This window comes from Vibrio sp. CB1-5 (genome assembly GCF_059412285.1).
Window position 1 is genome coordinate 91,595 of record NZ_JBJHPB010000015.1, and the last position, 15,154, is coordinate 106,748.

The window sequence follows — 15,154 nt, forward strand, 5'->3', positions numbered from 1 at the left end:
AAAAAACATCACAACGTCACGTTATTCAGTGTTCAACTGCGGACTTTTTACTCACTCATCAACGATTTTTTGAACCCGTCCTCATTCTGGGAAGAAGAGTGAACTTTTATTAACCCCTGTTTTATCGCTGTGCGACAGGCTTGTCTGACATTGTCAGTGGCAAGGCTCGCTGCTGGTGCATTATCAATCGCCTTGAGGTAAACCCAATGACTTTGGCTTTCGCGCATGCTGACGTCACGCGCCATATGTGTGGCGACTAATAAGATGTCGAGTAGCTCTTTGTCGTTGATAGCGGTGTAGGCGCGAGGTAGGAATGGGTAGTTGGCCATGCCGACTCGTACGATGCGATTGATCTTCCGATCCTGCTCAAAATCATTGATCCAATTTTGAATCTCTTCAAACAGACTTTCCGCCGTGCGCGGCTTGATGCTTGGCTCGATATACAGCAAGTTGGCATCAGAGAAGTGATAGATACGAGCTGGCGATTCAATTTTACTGCGAATAAACTCACCAAAGGCGCGTTCCAACTCTAAGCCTGCTTCGTAACCGTTTTGCAGATACATATTGCGAAGAAACGGGACATCAATCATCACAAAGCGTAAGCGATCACTGAGCGGCTCATTGATGAGCTCACCAACTTGCCACTGCTCAAAGTAGCGCTGAGTGCGTTGCAAAGAGCTTGGAAGGCTAGCATTAAGAAGACGCAGATTTGGCAGACCTGAACGCGCGTGGGTAAACAGGTTCTCATTCAGCTGTTCTACCTCATTCTTATGGTGTCTGTTGGTGTAGCTTAAACGCAGTAACATCAGTGCCAAAAGCGAAGCTAAACAAAATAGGCCAAGTGCCACTTTTTGAAATTTGTTTTGTTTTTCTATCGCCTCTGCTAGCTCTTGCTCTTGGATTTCGTAATGCAGACCTTGTTCGACAAACTGTCTCTGCTTACGGAATGCCTCTTCACTGATTTGGTTGAGCTGTGCTTGTTGATAAATGCGCAGTGAGTTGGCTTTCTTAATGTTGCTCAATGCCTGTTTAAACTTACCATTTTGCTCATAGCCAAGAGCAAGCAACTGATAGGCTTGCTGCTCAAGTGAGGCTTGTTCAAGCGACTCACTCATGGCGAGAGATTGACTCAGTGTCAACGCTCGTTTCGCTTGCTCAATCACTTGCTTATTATCTTGCTGGAAGTAGCCAAGTCCCGCATCAAGCAGCGCTGCTTTAGTTTCTAGCTCAGGTAGGTCTGCGTAACTAAGCAGTTTCTCAGCTCGCGCCAAATACTGCTCCGCCAATGGGTAGTTGTAGAGCTGCAAATAGGTGGAAGCAAGACTAAGGCGAATATCGATAACTTTTTCGATGTTCTTATCGGTCTTCTTTTGGTCTATCACGTTAAAGTAGTGGACCAGCGCTAGGTTGTATTTACCCTGCAAGGAGTATACATCACCCATTTGCTTGAGCACATCAGCAAGAACGGGGGACTCTGGATAAGCACCGTAAAAATCCGCGGCCTGTGACAAATGGTCAAGCGCTTTGTCGAGAACCTGACGCTGCATAAATAGCTGTGCGAGCTGTTGATTGATACTCGCTAGCTGGTCGCTACTGTTTAGATCAATGGCTGACCAGTAAGCAAGCAGCAGTTCAGACAGGGCTTCGTTATATCGGCGGTGGTGTAAATAGTGCTTACCAAACTTGGTATGAAAGTCGATTTGCCACTTTGATAGCTTGTCATTCGGAATATAAGACTGCGCCGCTTGGAACAGGCTATTAGCTAGCTCAAAGTCGTTTTCGTTAGAGGCGATCTGGGCTTGCAAAATTTTGATGCGATAGCTGGTACGATTGGCAATGTTTTGTCCTTTGCGAATTGAGGCAAGGTCGCGCTCAACTTGCTCGAGTGTCGCCAATGCTTTGGTTGCTTCGTTCGTGGTAAGCCACTGCAGTCTGGCTTTGAGGATACGAACATCCAGCGCCAAAAACAGCAATTGGTACTTTTCGGTCATCGATTCGGCAAGCTGTAAGCTTTGCATTGCCGCTTGGCTATCGCCTAGGTTGAACTGAGACTTGGCGATGATCAACAGCGCATTGACGCTACTTAAAGGTGTGCGAATGCGTTGATCAGTATCGTCACGAGCCAGTTTTGGTAACCGGTCATCATTCGGCTCAGCAAATGTTCGATTAGTCAGGTAGTTGTTAGCAGTCTCTAGCGCTTTCGCGGGCTCAATTTCGACCAGTTTGTCTGCCTCAACTAAGATTGGTGAGGTAAAGGTGGTGTTGGCATTGACCAGGCCTGACAATACCGAGCAAACCAGCGCGAATGCAATCCAAATTTTTGAGCCCATGAAGTTATCCATTTTCCCTATTAGTGAGTGCTTATTGTCGAGCCATGCGCGAGTTGTGAGTTGGTGCGCTATTTTGGTTTGAACGATAAGGGTTGATATCTAACCCGCCACGGCGCGTGTAACGCGCGTATACCGTCAGCTTGCTTGGCTTACAGTAACTTATGATATCGGTGAAGATACGCTCAACACATTGTTCGTGAAATTCATTATGCTCACGGAACGAAACAAGGTAGCGTAGCAGGGCTTCACGGTCGATCTTTGCGCCGTGATATTGGATCTCGACACTGCCCCAATCAGGTTGGTTAGTGATAAGGCAGTTGGATTTTAGCAGGTGGCTATGCAGCGCTTCTTCAATCACTTCCTCCCCAGCAGCACCTTCTAGTAGCGCCGCGTCGAAGTCGTAGCTATCGATACGAATATCTTGGTTGTCGATGCACTCGCCTTTCATACCAACGACCTGGGTGTTTTCAAAGTCACCTACAGGGATAAGTTTTACCGTAACGCTCTCACCAGCGCAGTTTGATAGATCACCTGCGATGGTGTTTTGCACGTCATCCCATGAATCAAATCGCGTTTGGTTGTAGCTGTTGAGATACAGTTTAAATGACTTAGATTCGATAAGGTTGGCACTGGTTGCTGGGATGTAAGCTTCACCAACGGCGACCTGTGGCAAGCCATTAGCATTGAGCCAAGAAATCTCATACATAGTCCAAATATCACAGCCTTGGAATGGCAAGCTATCACCGAGTTCAAGGTCGTCACGGTTTAGGCTTCGTGGCACAGGTTGCAAAAGTGAAGCGTCATATTGGTTGGCATAATCGGTCTTTTGACCCAGAGTGAGCCCCGAAAGCTCTTTCGCGTTGGAATATTTGCTCATAATTGTGTGATATTTCGATTAGAATAAAACGAATTTTACGAGATCCCCGAATAGCTGTCATCCTTTGTGCTCGGAAATCGCTGAACAATTGAAGGATGAGTGGAGAGCATATGAATCAAAGTGTACAGCAAGCTCTGGAGGCGTTTTCACAGCGCTATCAACAGGCTTGGCAAGAAAAGCATCAAACACTACCTGCCAGTGAGGAGCTTCACGGCCTAGTGTCCCCTTGTATTGACTGCAAAGATGACGAATCGGTGTATTGGCGCGCCTGCGTTCGCGACGTTCCTGAGCGCTTAGAAAACATCGAGCAAGGGATAGAGCTAGCACTGCACGATGACATCAAAGCTTTCTATGGACACCAGTACAGCGCAGATATGAATGCCACATGGCAGGGAAACGAGCTAACCCTACTGCAGGTGTGGAGCGATGATGATTTCACTCGTTTGCAAGAGAATATTTTGGGTCACTTGGTGACGCAGCGTCGCCTTAAGCTCAAACCAACGGTATTTATTGCGGCAACCGATGCGGATATGGATGTGATTTCTATCTGTAACATCACTGGTAACGTGATTCTTGAACGTCTGGGTACCGATCGCCGCGATGTCGTTGCCGAGAATATCGAGACATTCCTTAACGGTCTGGAGCCTGACGTTTAATTATGTATGTGGTAGAGCTTCATTTTGAGTGTTTTGATAACACAACAATCAGCGCGGTAGAGAAGGGCATCAACGGCCTGATGGATGCGCTGCGCTATAACGGTCAAGTATTAGGGCGCGAATTTCCGGTGGTGATGGGCGAAGGGGAATTCTTCGTTCGCGCGGTATGCCCCGAGCAAGATAGCTTACACCCAAGTAACCACTCAGATTTCGTAAAAGTGTGCTTAAAGCGTTTATCGGATGCTTGTCTGTTAGCACCTAAGGTTCGTTTGCTTGGTCGTGATATCAATTCAGAGCAAGCGGCAGAAGATGAAACGCCGAGCTGGCAAGTACTGTACACCACCTATGTGCACACCTGCTCACCGCTTCGAAGTGGTGAAACCTTGTTACCGATCCCGCTGTACCGTAATCCACCAACACTCAATGGCGATCATAAGTCGGTGATTAAATGGCAAACCGAGTGGCAAGCGTGCGATGAAATCCAAATGGCGGGTGGCTGTAAAGCAGAGCACGCAGCACTACGAGAGCTGTCCGAGGTAGGCAGTGACCTGTTTCGCCGTGGCTGGGACATTCGCGGTCGTATCGAGTTCATTACCCAAATCCCAACGTACTATTACCTGTATAAGGTAGGTGGTAAGAGCCTTGAGGAAGAAAAAGCGCGTAAGTGCCCGAAATGTGGTGGAGAATGGTTGCTTGATGAACCGCTGCACGACATCTTTTACTTCAAGTGCGATTCATGCCGAATCGTCTCCAATATTTCTTGGGATCACTTAAAGTAAGCCAACTTATCGGGTGAAAATACAAAAGGGGTTGAAGCCTAGCTTCAACCCCTTTTTGATGGTTGGTGTGAAGGTGGTGAGATTACCAGCCTTTAACTACGCCACCTTTGAAGATATCAGAGGCTGCGTTGTACACATCTTCTGTTTGGTACGCTTTAACAAAGTTCTGAACGTTTTCTGCGTTCACATTGTCTTCACGTGCAACGATTAGGTTTACGTATGGAGACTCTTTGTCTTCAACGAATACACCGTCGCGTTGAGGTGTTAGGTCGATAGAGCTTGCGTAAGTTGTGTTGATGATAGATAGCGCTACGTCATCAAGAGAGCGTGGTAGCTGTGCTGCGTCTAGCTCAACGATAGTGATGTTCTTTGGATTTTCTTCGATATCACGAACTGTCGCCAGTAGACCAACACCTTCACGTAGAGTCAGTAGACCTTGCTGCTCAAGTAGCAGTAGAGAGCGACCTAGGTTTGTTGGGTCATTTGGTACTGCGATACGCGCGCCGTCTTGGATTTCATCGACAGACTTCACTTGCTTCGAGTAGCCCGCGATTGGGTATACAAACGTGTTGCCTGCAATAGTCAGCTTGTAGTTACGATCTGCGACTTGTTGGTCTAGGTATGGCTTATGTTGGAATGCGTTAAGGTCGATAGAGCCATCATCTAGCGCTGCGTTTGGTGTTACGTAGTCGGTAAAGGTGACTAGCTCAACGTCTAGACCATATTGCTCTTTAGCAACTTTTGCTGCGACTTCTGCAACTTGTGCTTCCGCACCTGCCATTACACCGACTTTGATCTTGCTGGTGTCGACTTCTTTTTCACCACAGCCAGATAGAATAAGTGCTGATGCAGCGGCTGCAATTGCGAGTAAATTCTTAACGTTGAATTTCATGACTCTCTCCTTGTTATAAACCTTAAAATCTCGATTATCTGTGGTCTACGCGGCGAACAACGGCATCACCGATAGACTGAATAATTTGTACCAATACAATGAGCATTACCACGGTCACAGCCATAATGGTCACATCATATCGGTGGAAACCATAGCGAATGGCGACGTCACCTAGACCGCCACCGCCGACGGTACCCGCCATTGCTGAGTAGCTTACTAGGGTCACTAAAGTGATTGTCACCGAATTGACAATCGTAGGTAATGCTTCTGGAAGCAGTACCTTAGTAATGATTTGGTATGGTGTTGCGCCCATAGACTGTGCGGCTTCTACCAGACCTGTTGGTACCTCAAGTAATGCACCCTCAATAAGACGTGCCACAAATGGAATCGCGCCAACGGTTAGTGGAACGATTGCTGCGGTAGTACCGATAAAGGTGCCAATCAAAATCTTAGTCAGTGGAATGATCGCTACCATCAATACTAAGAATGGTACCGAGCGGCCAATGTTAACAATGGCACCGAGCACGCTGTTTAAACGCGTGTTTTCGAGCAAGCCACCTTTTTTAGTCGTATGCAGAATGACGCCCAGTGGGATACCCACAACGAAGCCAACCACACCTGCAACCGCTACCATGTATAGCGTTTCCCATGTTGCTCCTAATAGTAGGTTACTGTTTAGAGATAACCAGTCTGTGACAGCGTTAAAGGACATAACCAAGTACCTCTACTTTTACATTGTGGTCACGAAGATATTGAATCGCCGCGTTGTCGTCTTGCTCATTACCAAACAGCTCAGCCACCATCATGCCGAATTTTACGCCGCCAGCGTAATCAAGGTCGGAACTTAGAATGCTGACATCAATATTGTATTTGCGTGCAATTTGCGTCATTAGCGGCGCGTCTACAGTGGCACCGGTAAACTCCAAGCGAACAAGCGGGTAGCTGCCTTCCACACGTTCAGCTTGCAGCCTTGCTTGGTAGTCTTCTGGAATCGATAGATCGAGTGTTGAACGAATGAATTGGTGTGCAAGCTCCGTTTTTGGATGCGCAAAGATTTCACCCACAGTGCCTTTTTCAACCAAGCGACCGTCGCCAATGATCGCGACCTCATGACAGATGCTCTTTACCACGTCCATTTCATGAGTAATCAGTAGTATGGTGATCTTAAGCTTGCGATTGATTTCTTTTAGGAGTTCAAGAATCGATTGTGTCGTTGCAGGGTCGAGCGCGCTGGTGGCTTCATCACAAAGCAGTACTTTAGGGTCTGATGACAGTGCGCGAGCAATCGCAACACGCTGCTTTTGACCACCACTTAGATTGGCTGGGTAGGTATCGCGCTTATCTGCCAGACCGACGAGCTTTAGAAGATCCGTCACTTTGGTTTCGATGTGCGAGCGCTCTTTGCCAGCTAGCTCAAGTGGCAGTGCCACGTTCTCAAATACGGTGCGAGATGAAAGCAAGTTAAAGTGCTGGAAAATCATGCCGATGTTGCGGCGCGCTTCTGACAGCTCGGATTTCGACAGTTTAGTCAGGTCAACACCATCAACGATAACCTCACCTGACGTTGGCGCTTCAAGCATGTTTACGCAGCGAATCAACGTACTCTTACCCGCACCAGAGGCGCCAATCACACCAAAGATAGTGCCTTCTGCGATATGCAGATTGATGTCTGCCAAGGCGTTGATTTCCTTAGCACCTTGATAAAACACTTTGTTTACTTGATTAATTTCGATCATCTAAGCAACCTGAAGTCCGTGAGTAGCATAAAAGTTTGAACTACATCTCAATTGATAGACGATGCTATGGTTTTCACCTTTTAGTGTCAATAGATATTTTTACGTCTAGACGTCTAAATGGCATTTTCATAGTGCTGTGACTATAAAAGCGTGTAATAATTCAGTTTATTAGCACCTATCTATAACAAGAGAGTGAACTGTGGCAAAACCAGCTGTTTTTTTGGATCGTGATGGCGTCATTAACGTTGATCACGGGTACGTTAGCGATGAACACGACTTTGAGTATGTTGAAGGCGTCTTTGAAGCGACGAAAAAACTGCAGGACATGGGCTATATGCTGGTGTTGGTGACTAACCAATCAGGCATTGCTCGCGGTATGTTCTCCGAAGATCGCTTCCTTTCTTTAACCCAGTGGATGGATTGGAACTTCTCTGATAATGGCGTTGAGTTCGATGGCATCTATTACTGTCCACATCACCCAGAGCATGGCATTGGTGATTACAAACAAGATTGTAACTGCCGTAAACCAAAGCCGGGCATGTTTATCTCTGCTCGTGATTTCTTAAAGATTGATATGGAAAAGTCAGTCATGGTCGGTGATAAAGCCGAAGATATGATGGCAGCGGAAGCGGCTGGCGTTGGCACCAAGATCTTAGTGCGTACTGGCAAACCGGTGACTGAGCGCGGAGAGTCTGTCGCAACTGTGGTACTTGATAGTATCCGCGATGTGCCGCAATACTTAGCTAAGTAATCAGTCTGCCTAAAAGGAGTCATTATGAATACTTACGCTAAATACGGAATGGTTGCCGCGTTGATGGCTGGTGGTTTGACAGCGTGCAGTAGCACGGAGCAGGCTGAGCCTCAAAACCCGTATCATGTTCTCCAGTATCAGTGCGATAGCCAGAGCTTTCAGGTAACCCAGCTATCGAGCGAGCAGGTTTTGTTACTCATTGATGGCGAAGAGTATCATCTTCATCGTGTTCCTTCTGCATCTGGTACTAAGTACTCACTCGATGGTCAATCTCAAGCAGAGTCTGAGGTTGAGCTGTTTAGTAAGGGTAGAGAAGGTATGCTTACCATTGCCGGTGAAACCGATAAAAGCTGTATGATGACCACGCGAAGCGTACCAAAAAACGGATATTGAACCTTTTAGACACCCATGAGCAAAAAACTCACCATACTTGATATTGCAAAGCTGTCGGGAGTCGGTAAATCTACCGTCTCTCGCGTGCTCACCAACGATCCCAAAGTCAAACCCGAAACCCGCGAGAAAGTGGAGCGTGTGATTGCTGAGCATGGTTATGTGCCCTCTAAGTCGGCGCAATCGATGCGTGGGGGCGGAGTGCAAAAGGTCATTGGTGTCATTATCTCCCGTCTAGATTCACCTTCTGAGAACAAAGCGGTGAGCAGCATGCTCAATGTGCTTTACTCCGCAGGTTACGATGTGGTGATTATGGAAAGTCAGTTCGATCCCGAAAAAACCAACGAACACCTGAGCGTACTGCGTAAACGCAACGTTGAAGGTGTCATTGTGTTTGGTTTTACTGAGCTTGATATCGACAAGGTGTCTCAGTGGCAAGAGAAGGTCGTTGTCATCGCTATGGATACCGATCAAGTCTCCTCCATCAACTATGACAATCAAGGATTGATCCAAGCGGTTTTGAATAAATTGCAGGCGCAAGGCGTCAATCAACTAGCCTATATTGGTGTGGATCCCAAGGATAAAACCACGGGCTTGGCACGCCTTAACGCATTTCAAAAGTGGTGTGATTACAACGATCTGCACGCCGTTTATCGTACCGGTGAGCTTCATCATGAAAGTGCTTATCAGCTTGTCGATGAGGTAGTGACGGAATCACTACAAGCGATCGTGTGTGCCAGCGATACCTTAGCGCTTGGCACGATCAAACGCCTGCAAGAGCTTGGTCGAGAGGATATTGTGGTGACGGGCGTTGGCGGTAATGAGCTATTGTCTTTTCTGTTCCCTAATATCTACAGTATTGATCCCGGCTATCAGCAAGCAGGAGAAAAAGCTGCTAACCTATTGATTAGTCAGCTTACTGGTAATAAAACCATCTCTCATCTCACGCAAGAAGCGGTGTAATCACGGCTTCTTTTTCGTCGTCATTCTCTAAATCAACTTGGCGCATTTATCAACAATTATTGTGATCACACTCAATTAATGGGACTGTTCCCATTTTTGTTCTGATTATTCCGTGGCACACTTTACGCAACCTTTGGGAATGTTCCCATTCGCATGTTGCGATATTATTAATACAACGAGACAAATGGACCTAGACGTCTTAACCCTACGTCTCTATATCAGGAAAAGGTGTACAAACGATGAGCAAAATAGCCCAGCAAGACATTGCAGCGATCATCGACGGTGTTGGTGGTGCTGACAACATTGCCAGTGTTAGCCACTGTTTAACTCGCTTAAGATTCGTTCTTAACGATACCGATAAAGCCGATAAGTCGGTACTAGAGAGCCTCAAGCTTGTCAAAGGCTGCTTTACCAATGCCGGTCAGTTCCAAGTGGTGATTGGCACTGAAGTCGACGAAGTCTACAAAATGTTGATTGACTCAGCAGGCAAGAAATCGGCATCTAAAGACGATGCCAAACTAGCAGCTCGTCAGAACATGAACGTTTTAGAGCGTGGTATCTCGCACCTAGCCGAAATTTTTGTTCCCCTTTTGCCGGCGATTATCACGGGTGGTTTGATTCTTGGCTTCCGCAATGTTATCGGCGACATCCGCATGTTCGATGGCAAAACCTTAGTGGAAATCAGCCAGTTTTGGGCAACCGTACACTCGTTCTTGTGGCTAATTGGTGAAGCAATTTTCTTCTTCCTACCGGTTGGTGTGTGTTGGTCTACGGTGAAAAAACTGGGTGGTACGCCAATTCTTGGTATTACGCTGGGTGTCACCTTGGTATCGCCTCAACTGATGAATGCCTATCTCATTGGTAAAGAAGTGCCAGAGGTTTGGGACTTTGGATTGTTTGTGATTGAGAAGGTGGGCTATCAAGCTCAGGTTATCCCAGCGATGCTGGCGGGTGTGGCATTGGCGCTTATTGAAACCAATCTAAAGCGCATTGTCCCAAGCTACCTGTATCTGGTTGTGGTGCCATTCGTTTCAATTATTCTGTCGGTCATTCTTGCTCACGCCTTCATCGGTCCGTTTGGTCGCGTATTAGGTGATGGCGTTGCGTTTGCAGCTAAAGCTGCGATGACGGGTGATTTTGCGGTACTGGGTTCTATGGTGTTTGGCTTCTTGTACGCACCGCTGGTTATTACCGGTATCCACCACACAACCAATGCGGTTGACCTTCAGCTGATGCAAGACCTTGGCGGCACGCCAATCTGGCCTTTGATTGCACTGTCTAATATTGCTCAAGCATCTGCGGTCGTTGGCATCATCATTATCAGTAAGCGTGAGGGTGAGCGTGATATCTCAGTGCCAGCCGCTATCTCGGCTTACCTAGGTGTCACAGAGCCAGCTATGTACGGTATTAACCTCAAGTACAAGTTCCCAATGCTCAGCGCAATGATTGGTAGCGCAATTGCAGCGGCTATCTGTGGCAGCGCTGGCGTGATGGCGAACGGTATCGGTGTCGGCGGTCTACCGGGCATCCTGTCGATTCAGCCTCAATACTGGATGGTATATCTCATGGCGATGTTAGTCGCAATGGCCGTGCCGATTATGCTTACTTTGTTCCTGTACAAACGCGCTCAATCAAAAGGTGAGCTAGAGCTTGCGAGCGCGTAACCCCCATTAGTGGCTCATCTTGAGCCACTTCTTTGCTTTTTATTTTGACGAATTTCCAAATTGGTAAGTGAGATTAAACCTATGAGTCAAACTGCTCAAAAAGACTGGTGGAAAACAGCCACGATTTATCAAATCTATCCGAAGAGTTTTTGCGATAGCGGTGATAAAGGGATGGGGGACATCAAAGGAATTACCTCGAAGCTTGATTACTTAGCGAAGTTAGGTGTCGATGCCATCTGGTTAACCCCAGTGTATGCCTCACCAATGATTGATAATGGTTACGACATCTCCGACTACTATGCTATCAACCCTGATTTTGGCACCATGCAAGACTTTGATGAGCTGCTCACAGCTGCCCATCAGAAAGGTATCCGCATCATTATGGATATCGTGGTTAACCACACCTCAACCGAGCATCAGTGGTTCCAGTCGGCACTGGGAGACAAACAAAGCCCGTACCGTGACTACTACATCTGGAAACCAAACGAAGGCAAACTACCTAACAACTGGCAGTCAAAGTTTGGTGGCTCTGCATGGGCATTGGACGAGGCCACCGATGAATACTATTTGCACCTATTTGCCAAAGAGCAGGCTGACCTTAACTGGGAAAACCCAAAAGTTCGTGAAGAAGTAAAACAGGTCATCGAGTTCTGGGCGCAAAAAGGCGTGGATGGCTTTAGGCTGGATGTGATCAACCTTATCTCAAAACAGCAAGACTTCGCTGATGATGATATTGGTGATGGTCGCCGTTTTTACACCGATGGTCCGCGTGTTCATGAGTATTTACAGGAAATCAGTGAAGCAGTATTCCAGAAGTATGGCTCGGTAACCGTTGGTGAAATGTCGTCTACGACGCTAGAGCATTGCCAGCAGTACAGCTCACTAGATGGTAAAGAGCTCTCGATGGTGTTCAATTTCCACCACTTAAAAGTCGATTACCCAAATGGTGACAAGTGGACGAAAGCAGACTTCGACTTCCTGCAGTTGAAACAGATTTTCAACCACTGGCAGACAGGCCTAAATGGTCAAGGGTGGGGGGCGCTATTCTGGTGTAACCACGACCAACCTCGTGTGGTCAGTCGTCTTGGTAATGATCAGCAATATCGAACCGAGTCAGCAAAAATGCTGGCAGCGTCTGTCCATTTAATGCAGGGCACGCCTTACATCTATCAAGGTGAAGAGATCGGCATGACTAACCCAGGTTTCACCGATATGAGCCAGTATCGTGATGTCGAAAGTCTTAATATGTACCAACTGATGGTGGAGCAGGGCGATACCTCTCATGACGATATGATGGCTATCTTGAGGCAGAAATCTCGTGATAACTCTCGCACGCCGATGCAGTGGAACGACAGTAAACACGCAGGCTTTACCAAAGGTACCCCTTGGATTGGCGTTGCTGAAAACTATCCTCAGATCAACGCTGAGGCAGCGGTTGAAGATGAACAGTCGGTCTTTTATTTCTACAAACGGTTGATTGCGCTTCGCAAGCAGTTGCCGGTGATTACTGACGGTAGTTATGTCGATCTATTCCCAGAGCATCCTCAGGTTCATGGTTATTTGCGTGAGAATGAGGAGGGGATGTTGCTTTGCCTAAATAACTATTACGGTGACAACACATATCTTGAACTCCCAGAACGGTTCGATGGATTGTCGGGCAGTGCGGTGCTCAGTAACCTCAATCGAGAAGGTGAGGTAACGATAGACGGAGCCATTGAATTGAATGGTTATGAAACTCTAGCGATACTGATTGAAAAGTAAAGATAAGGCCCCTTGCGGGGCCTTAATCATGAAACATAAGTCATTAACTATTAACTATTAACCATAGTTCACGATATAGCGAGTCGGCTTGTGATTCATTGCTAGCACTAAGTTCAACAAGACGGCGCCAAGAATCGAAACCCCAATAATGGACGGTGAAACGAAGAAGAACGAGGCAATAAGAATGGCACAATCAATCGCCATCTGCGTTTTACCGACCGAAATTCCAAACTTGTCCTGAATAAACAGACACAACACATTAAAGCCACCTAGGCTTGAACGGTGCCTGAATAAAATCAGCATACCAAGACCCATCAATAAGCCCCCGGCAATCGCGCAGTAGATAGTATTGACGTTATCGAGCGTGACCACTCGATGCATGTTGTCCGTAATAATAGACACCAAGGCACCAGAGATGGCGCTGCTGGCAGCAAAGCGTTTACCAAAGCGTTTCCAAGCAAGTAGGTAAAACGGGCTGTTTAGGGCGAAATAAAGCGTACCAAAAGAAATCGGTACAAACTGGCTCATAAGAAGGGCGAGACCTGTAGTACCGCCAGTCAATAGTTGAGCCGACTGAAGAAAGAATATCCCCTGAGCGACGATAAACGTACCAGTAAGAATCGCTATCCAGTCTTCTTTGAGTGAGTGTTTTTGCATCAACTTAAAATTCTTCTAATCAATAAACGCCGCAATATTATTGAAAAGTTGATGTTTTCGGTAGCTTGAAGGGGAAATTTACGGTAAACCTATGTAATTCAATTTTTACACTGTGTAAATGGAATTATTGACACTTAGCGCACTCGAAGTATGCACTTTATCGGGGCATATGATAAAGCCTAAGATTCACTATGAAAAAACTGCATGAGAAATTTCCAATTTTCTCTTTATGACCTAGATCAAATTATGTATCATGCAAGTCATCAAATGTGGTGACGAAAACGTTTGCTTTTGGTCATTGAGTGGTTTTTTTGAAACTTTCAGAACAATCTGAGTCAGGAGATACAGATGCTTAAGCGTGATATGAACATCGCTGATTACGATGCGGAGCTATTTGCAGCAATTCAAGAAGAGACACTACGTCAAGAAGAGCACATCGAGCTTATCGCTTCGGAAAACTACACTAGCCCTCGCGTAATGGAAGCGCAAGGCTCTCAGCTAACGAACAAGTATGCTGAAGGCTACCCAGGTAAGCGCTACTACGGTGGTTGTGAGTATGTTGATAAAGCGGAAGCACTAGCGATTGATCGTGCTTGTGAGCTATTTGGTTGTGAGTACGCGAACGTTCAGCCGCACTCTGGTTCTCAAGCGAATAGCGCAGTATACATGGCGCTACTTAACCCAGGCGACACTGTTCTAGGTATGAGCCTAGCGCACGGTGGTCACCTGACTCACGGTTCTCCAGTAAACTTCTCTGGTAAGCACTACAACGTGATTCCTTACGGTATCGACGAAGCGGGCCAAATCAACTACGACGAGATGGAGCAGCTTGCTGTTGAGCATAAGCCTAAGATGATCATCGGTGGTTTCTCTGCATACAGCCAAATCGTAGACTGGGCTCGCATGCGTGAGATCGCAGACAAAGTTGACGCTTACCTATTCGTTGATATGGCGCACGTAGCGGGTCTTATCGCTGCAGGTGTTTACCCAACGCCAGTTCCACACGCTCACGTGGTAACAACAACAACGCACAAGACTCTAGCGGGTCCTCGCGGTGGTCTTATCCTGTCTAACGCAGGCGAAGACATGTACAAGAAACTGAACTCTGCGGTATTCCCTGGTGGTCAGGGTGGTCCTCTAATGCACGTTATCGCTGGTAAAGCAGTGGCGTTCAAAGAAGCGATGGAGCCAGAGTTTAAAGAGTACCAAGCACGCGTTGTTAAGAATGCAAAAGCGATGGTTGCTCAGTTCCAAGAGCGCGGTTACAAGATCGTATCTAACGGCACTGAAAACCACCTGTTCCTTGTTGACCTAATCGACAAAGACATCACAGGTAAAGAAGCAGATGCAGCGCTTGGCGCAGCAAACATCACCGTGAACAAGAACTCAGTACCAAACGACCCACGTAGCCCATTCGTAACGTCTGGTATCCGTGTTGGTTCACCTGCGATAACTCGCCGCGGTTTCACTGAAGCAGACGCGACTGAGCTTGCTAACTGGATGTGTGATGTTCTAGACAACATCAACGATGCATCAGTGATTGAAGCAACGAAAGCGAAAGTACTAGAGATCTGTAAGCGCCTACCTGTTTACGCGTAATTCTCTACTGCTGAAACGCACAGAAAAAAAGCGAGCTAAATGCTTAATGCTTGTAAGTTAAGAAGCTAACACCTTTTAGAAGGCCTAGTCGCATAGCGA

14 protein-coding genes are annotated in these 15,154 nt (G+C 46.9%); 8 read left to right on the forward strand and 6 right to left on the reverse strand.

The window, feature by feature from the left end; all coding sequences use genetic code 11:
* Window positions 1–47: 47 nt before the first annotated feature.
* Together ACJB0T_RS12480 and queF are read right to left on the reverse strand one after the other, a co-directional pair.
* A complete protein-coding gene (locus tag ACJB0T_RS12480; protein ID WP_479291191.1) occupies window positions 48–2,330 on the reverse strand; it encodes a tetratricopeptide repeat protein in 2,283 nt (760 codons plus the stop codon).
* A gap of 31 nt (window positions 2,331–2,361) precedes the next feature.
* On the reverse strand, window positions 2,362–3,207 hold the full coding sequence (gene queF / locus ACJB0T_RS12485) for an NADPH-dependent 7-cyano-7-deazaguanine reductase QueF (protein ID WP_479291189.1): 846 nt from the start codon (window positions 3,205–3,207) through the stop codon (window positions 2,362–2,364).
* A gap of 110 nt (window positions 3,208–3,317) precedes the next feature.
* Here queF and syd point away from each other — a divergent pair, with 110 nt between their 5' ends.
* Window positions 3,318–3,863: a SecY-interacting protein gene (gene syd / locus ACJB0T_RS12490; protein WP_479291187.1), complete on the forward strand. Its 546-nt coding sequence runs from the start codon at window positions 3,318–3,320 to the stop codon at window positions 3,861–3,863.
* Between the two features lie 2 nt (window positions 3,864–3,865).
* Window positions 3,866–4,642: a Zn-ribbon-containing protein gene (locus tag ACJB0T_RS12495; protein WP_479291186.1), complete on the forward strand. Its 777-nt coding sequence runs from the start codon at window positions 3,866–3,868 to the stop codon at window positions 4,640–4,642.
* A gap of 82 nt (window positions 4,643–4,724) precedes the next feature.
* Here the strand turns inward: ACJB0T_RS12495 and metQ are convergent, their stop codons facing one another.
* Genes metQ through metN form a run of 3 tightly spaced genes read right to left on the reverse strand, consistent with a single transcriptional unit; the run spans window position 4,725 to window position 7,270 of the window.
* On the reverse strand, window positions 4,725–5,534 hold the full coding sequence (gene metQ, locus ACJB0T_RS12500; RefSeq protein WP_479291184.1) for a methionine ABC transporter substrate-binding lipoprotein MetQ: 810 nt from the start codon (window positions 5,532–5,534) through the stop codon (window positions 4,725–4,727).
* 34 nt (window positions 5,535–5,568) lie between these two features.
* Window positions 5,569–6,246 carry a methionine ABC transporter permease gene (locus ACJB0T_RS12505; RefSeq protein WP_479291182.1) on the reverse strand — a complete coding sequence of 226 codons (678 nt, stop codon included), beginning with the start codon at window positions 6,244–6,246 and terminating at the stop codon, window positions 5,569–5,571.
* The gene (gene metN / locus ACJB0T_RS12510; RefSeq protein WP_479291180.1) at window positions 6,236–7,270 is read right to left on the reverse strand and encodes a methionine ABC transporter ATP-binding protein MetN; all 1,035 of its coding nucleotides are present in this window, start codon (window positions 7,268–7,270) and stop codon (window positions 6,236–6,238) included. The genes ACJB0T_RS12505 and metN overlap by 11 nt, the downstream gene beginning before the upstream one ends.
* A 199-nt stretch (window positions 7,271–7,469) precedes the next feature.
* On the opposite strand from metN, the gene gmhB reads away from it, so the two are divergent.
* The 5 genes from gmhB to treC all read left to right on the forward strand — a co-directional run bounded on the left by gmhB (window position 7,470) and on the right by treC (window position 12,799).
* On the forward strand, window positions 7,470–8,021 hold the full coding sequence (gene gmhB / locus ACJB0T_RS12515; protein ID WP_479291178.1) for a D-glycero-beta-D-manno-heptose 1,7-bisphosphate 7-phosphatase: 552 nt from the start codon (window positions 7,470–7,472) through the stop codon (window positions 8,019–8,021).
* Window positions 8,022–8,045: 24 nt separating this feature from the next.
* Window positions 8,046–8,414: an MliC family protein gene (locus tag ACJB0T_RS12520; RefSeq protein WP_479291176.1), complete on the forward strand. Its 369-nt coding sequence runs from the start codon at window positions 8,046–8,048 to the stop codon at window positions 8,412–8,414.
* Between the two features lie 15 nt (window positions 8,415–8,429).
* The gene (gene treR / locus ACJB0T_RS12525) at window positions 8,430–9,374 is read left to right on the forward strand and encodes a trehalose operon repressor TreR (protein ID WP_479291175.1); all 945 of its coding nucleotides are present in this window, start codon (window positions 8,430–8,432) and stop codon (window positions 9,372–9,374) included.
* Between the two features lie 239 nt (window positions 9,375–9,613).
* Complete coding sequence (gene treB / locus ACJB0T_RS12530) at window positions 9,614–11,038, forward strand: PTS trehalose transporter subunit IIBC (RefSeq protein ID WP_479291173.1); 1,425 nt, start codon at window positions 9,614–9,616, stop codon at window positions 11,036–11,038.
* Between the two features lie 81 nt (window positions 11,039–11,119).
* A complete protein-coding gene (gene treC, locus ACJB0T_RS12535) occupies window positions 11,120–12,799 on the forward strand; it encodes an alpha,alpha-phosphotrehalase (RefSeq protein WP_479291170.1) in 1,680 nt (559 codons plus the stop codon).
* A 57-nt stretch (window positions 12,800–12,856) separates the two neighbouring features.
* Here the strand turns inward: treC and ACJB0T_RS12540 are convergent, their stop codons facing one another.
* Window positions 12,857–13,456, reverse strand: a complete 600-nt coding sequence (locus ACJB0T_RS12540) for a YitT family protein (protein WP_479291169.1) — start codon at window positions 13,454–13,456, stop codon at window positions 12,857–12,859.
* Window positions 13,457–13,804: 348 nt separating this feature from the next.
* Here ACJB0T_RS12540 and glyA point away from each other — a divergent pair, with 348 nt between their 5' ends.
* Window positions 13,805–15,055, forward strand: coding sequence for a serine hydroxymethyltransferase (gene glyA / locus ACJB0T_RS12545; protein WP_042496689.1), 1,251 nt, complete (start codon window positions 13,805–13,807; stop codon window positions 15,053–15,055).
* The last annotated feature ends 99 nt before the right edge of the window (window positions 15,056–15,154 follow it).

What these genes read in the sequence shown, in the direction of transcription:
- ACJB0T_RS12480 (WP_479291191.1), bottom strand. Translation starts at nt 2,330, where the DNA reads ATGGGCTCAAAAATTTGGATTGCATTCGCGCTGGTTTGCTCGGTATTG.
- queF (WP_479291189.1), bottom strand. Translation starts at nt 3,207, where the DNA reads ATGAGCAAATATTCCAACGCGAAAGAGCTTTCGGGGCTCACTCTGGGT.
- syd (WP_479291187.1), top strand. Translation starts at nt 3,318, where the DNA reads ATGAATCAAAGTGTACAGCAAGCTCTGGAGGCGTTTTCACAGCGCTAT.
- ACJB0T_RS12495 (WP_479291186.1), top strand. Translation starts at nt 3,866, where the DNA reads ATGTATGTGGTAGAGCTTCATTTTGAGTGTTTTGATAACACAACAATC.
- metQ (WP_479291184.1), bottom strand. Translation starts at nt 5,534, where the DNA reads ATGAAATTCAACGTTAAGAATTTACTCGCAATTGCAGCCGCTGCATCA.
- ACJB0T_RS12505 (WP_479291182.1), bottom strand. Translation starts at nt 6,246, where the DNA reads ATGTCCTTTAACGCTGTCACAGACTGGTTATCTCTAAACAGTAACCTA.
- metN (WP_479291180.1), bottom strand. Translation starts at nt 7,270, where the DNA reads ATGATCGAAATTAATCAAGTAAACAAAGTGTTTTATCAAGGTGCTAAG.
- ACJB0T_RS12520 (WP_479291176.1), top strand. Translation starts at nt 8,046, where the DNA reads ATGAATACTTACGCTAAATACGGAATGGTTGCCGCGTTGATGGCTGGT.
- treR (WP_479291175.1), top strand. Translation starts at nt 8,430, where the DNA reads ATGAGCAAAAAACTCACCATACTTGATATTGCAAAGCTGTCGGGAGTC.
- treB (WP_479291173.1), top strand. Translation starts at nt 9,614, where the DNA reads ATGAGCAAAATAGCCCAGCAAGACATTGCAGCGATCATCGACGGTGTT.
- treC (WP_479291170.1), top strand. Translation starts at nt 11,120, where the DNA reads ATGAGTCAAACTGCTCAAAAAGACTGGTGGAAAACAGCCACGATTTAT.
- ACJB0T_RS12540 (WP_479291169.1), bottom strand. Translation starts at nt 13,456, where the DNA reads ATGCAAAAACACTCACTCAAAGAAGACTGGATAGCGATTCTTACTGGT.
- glyA (WP_042496689.1), top strand. Translation starts at nt 13,805, where the DNA reads ATGCTTAAGCGTGATATGAACATCGCTGATTACGATGCGGAGCTATTT.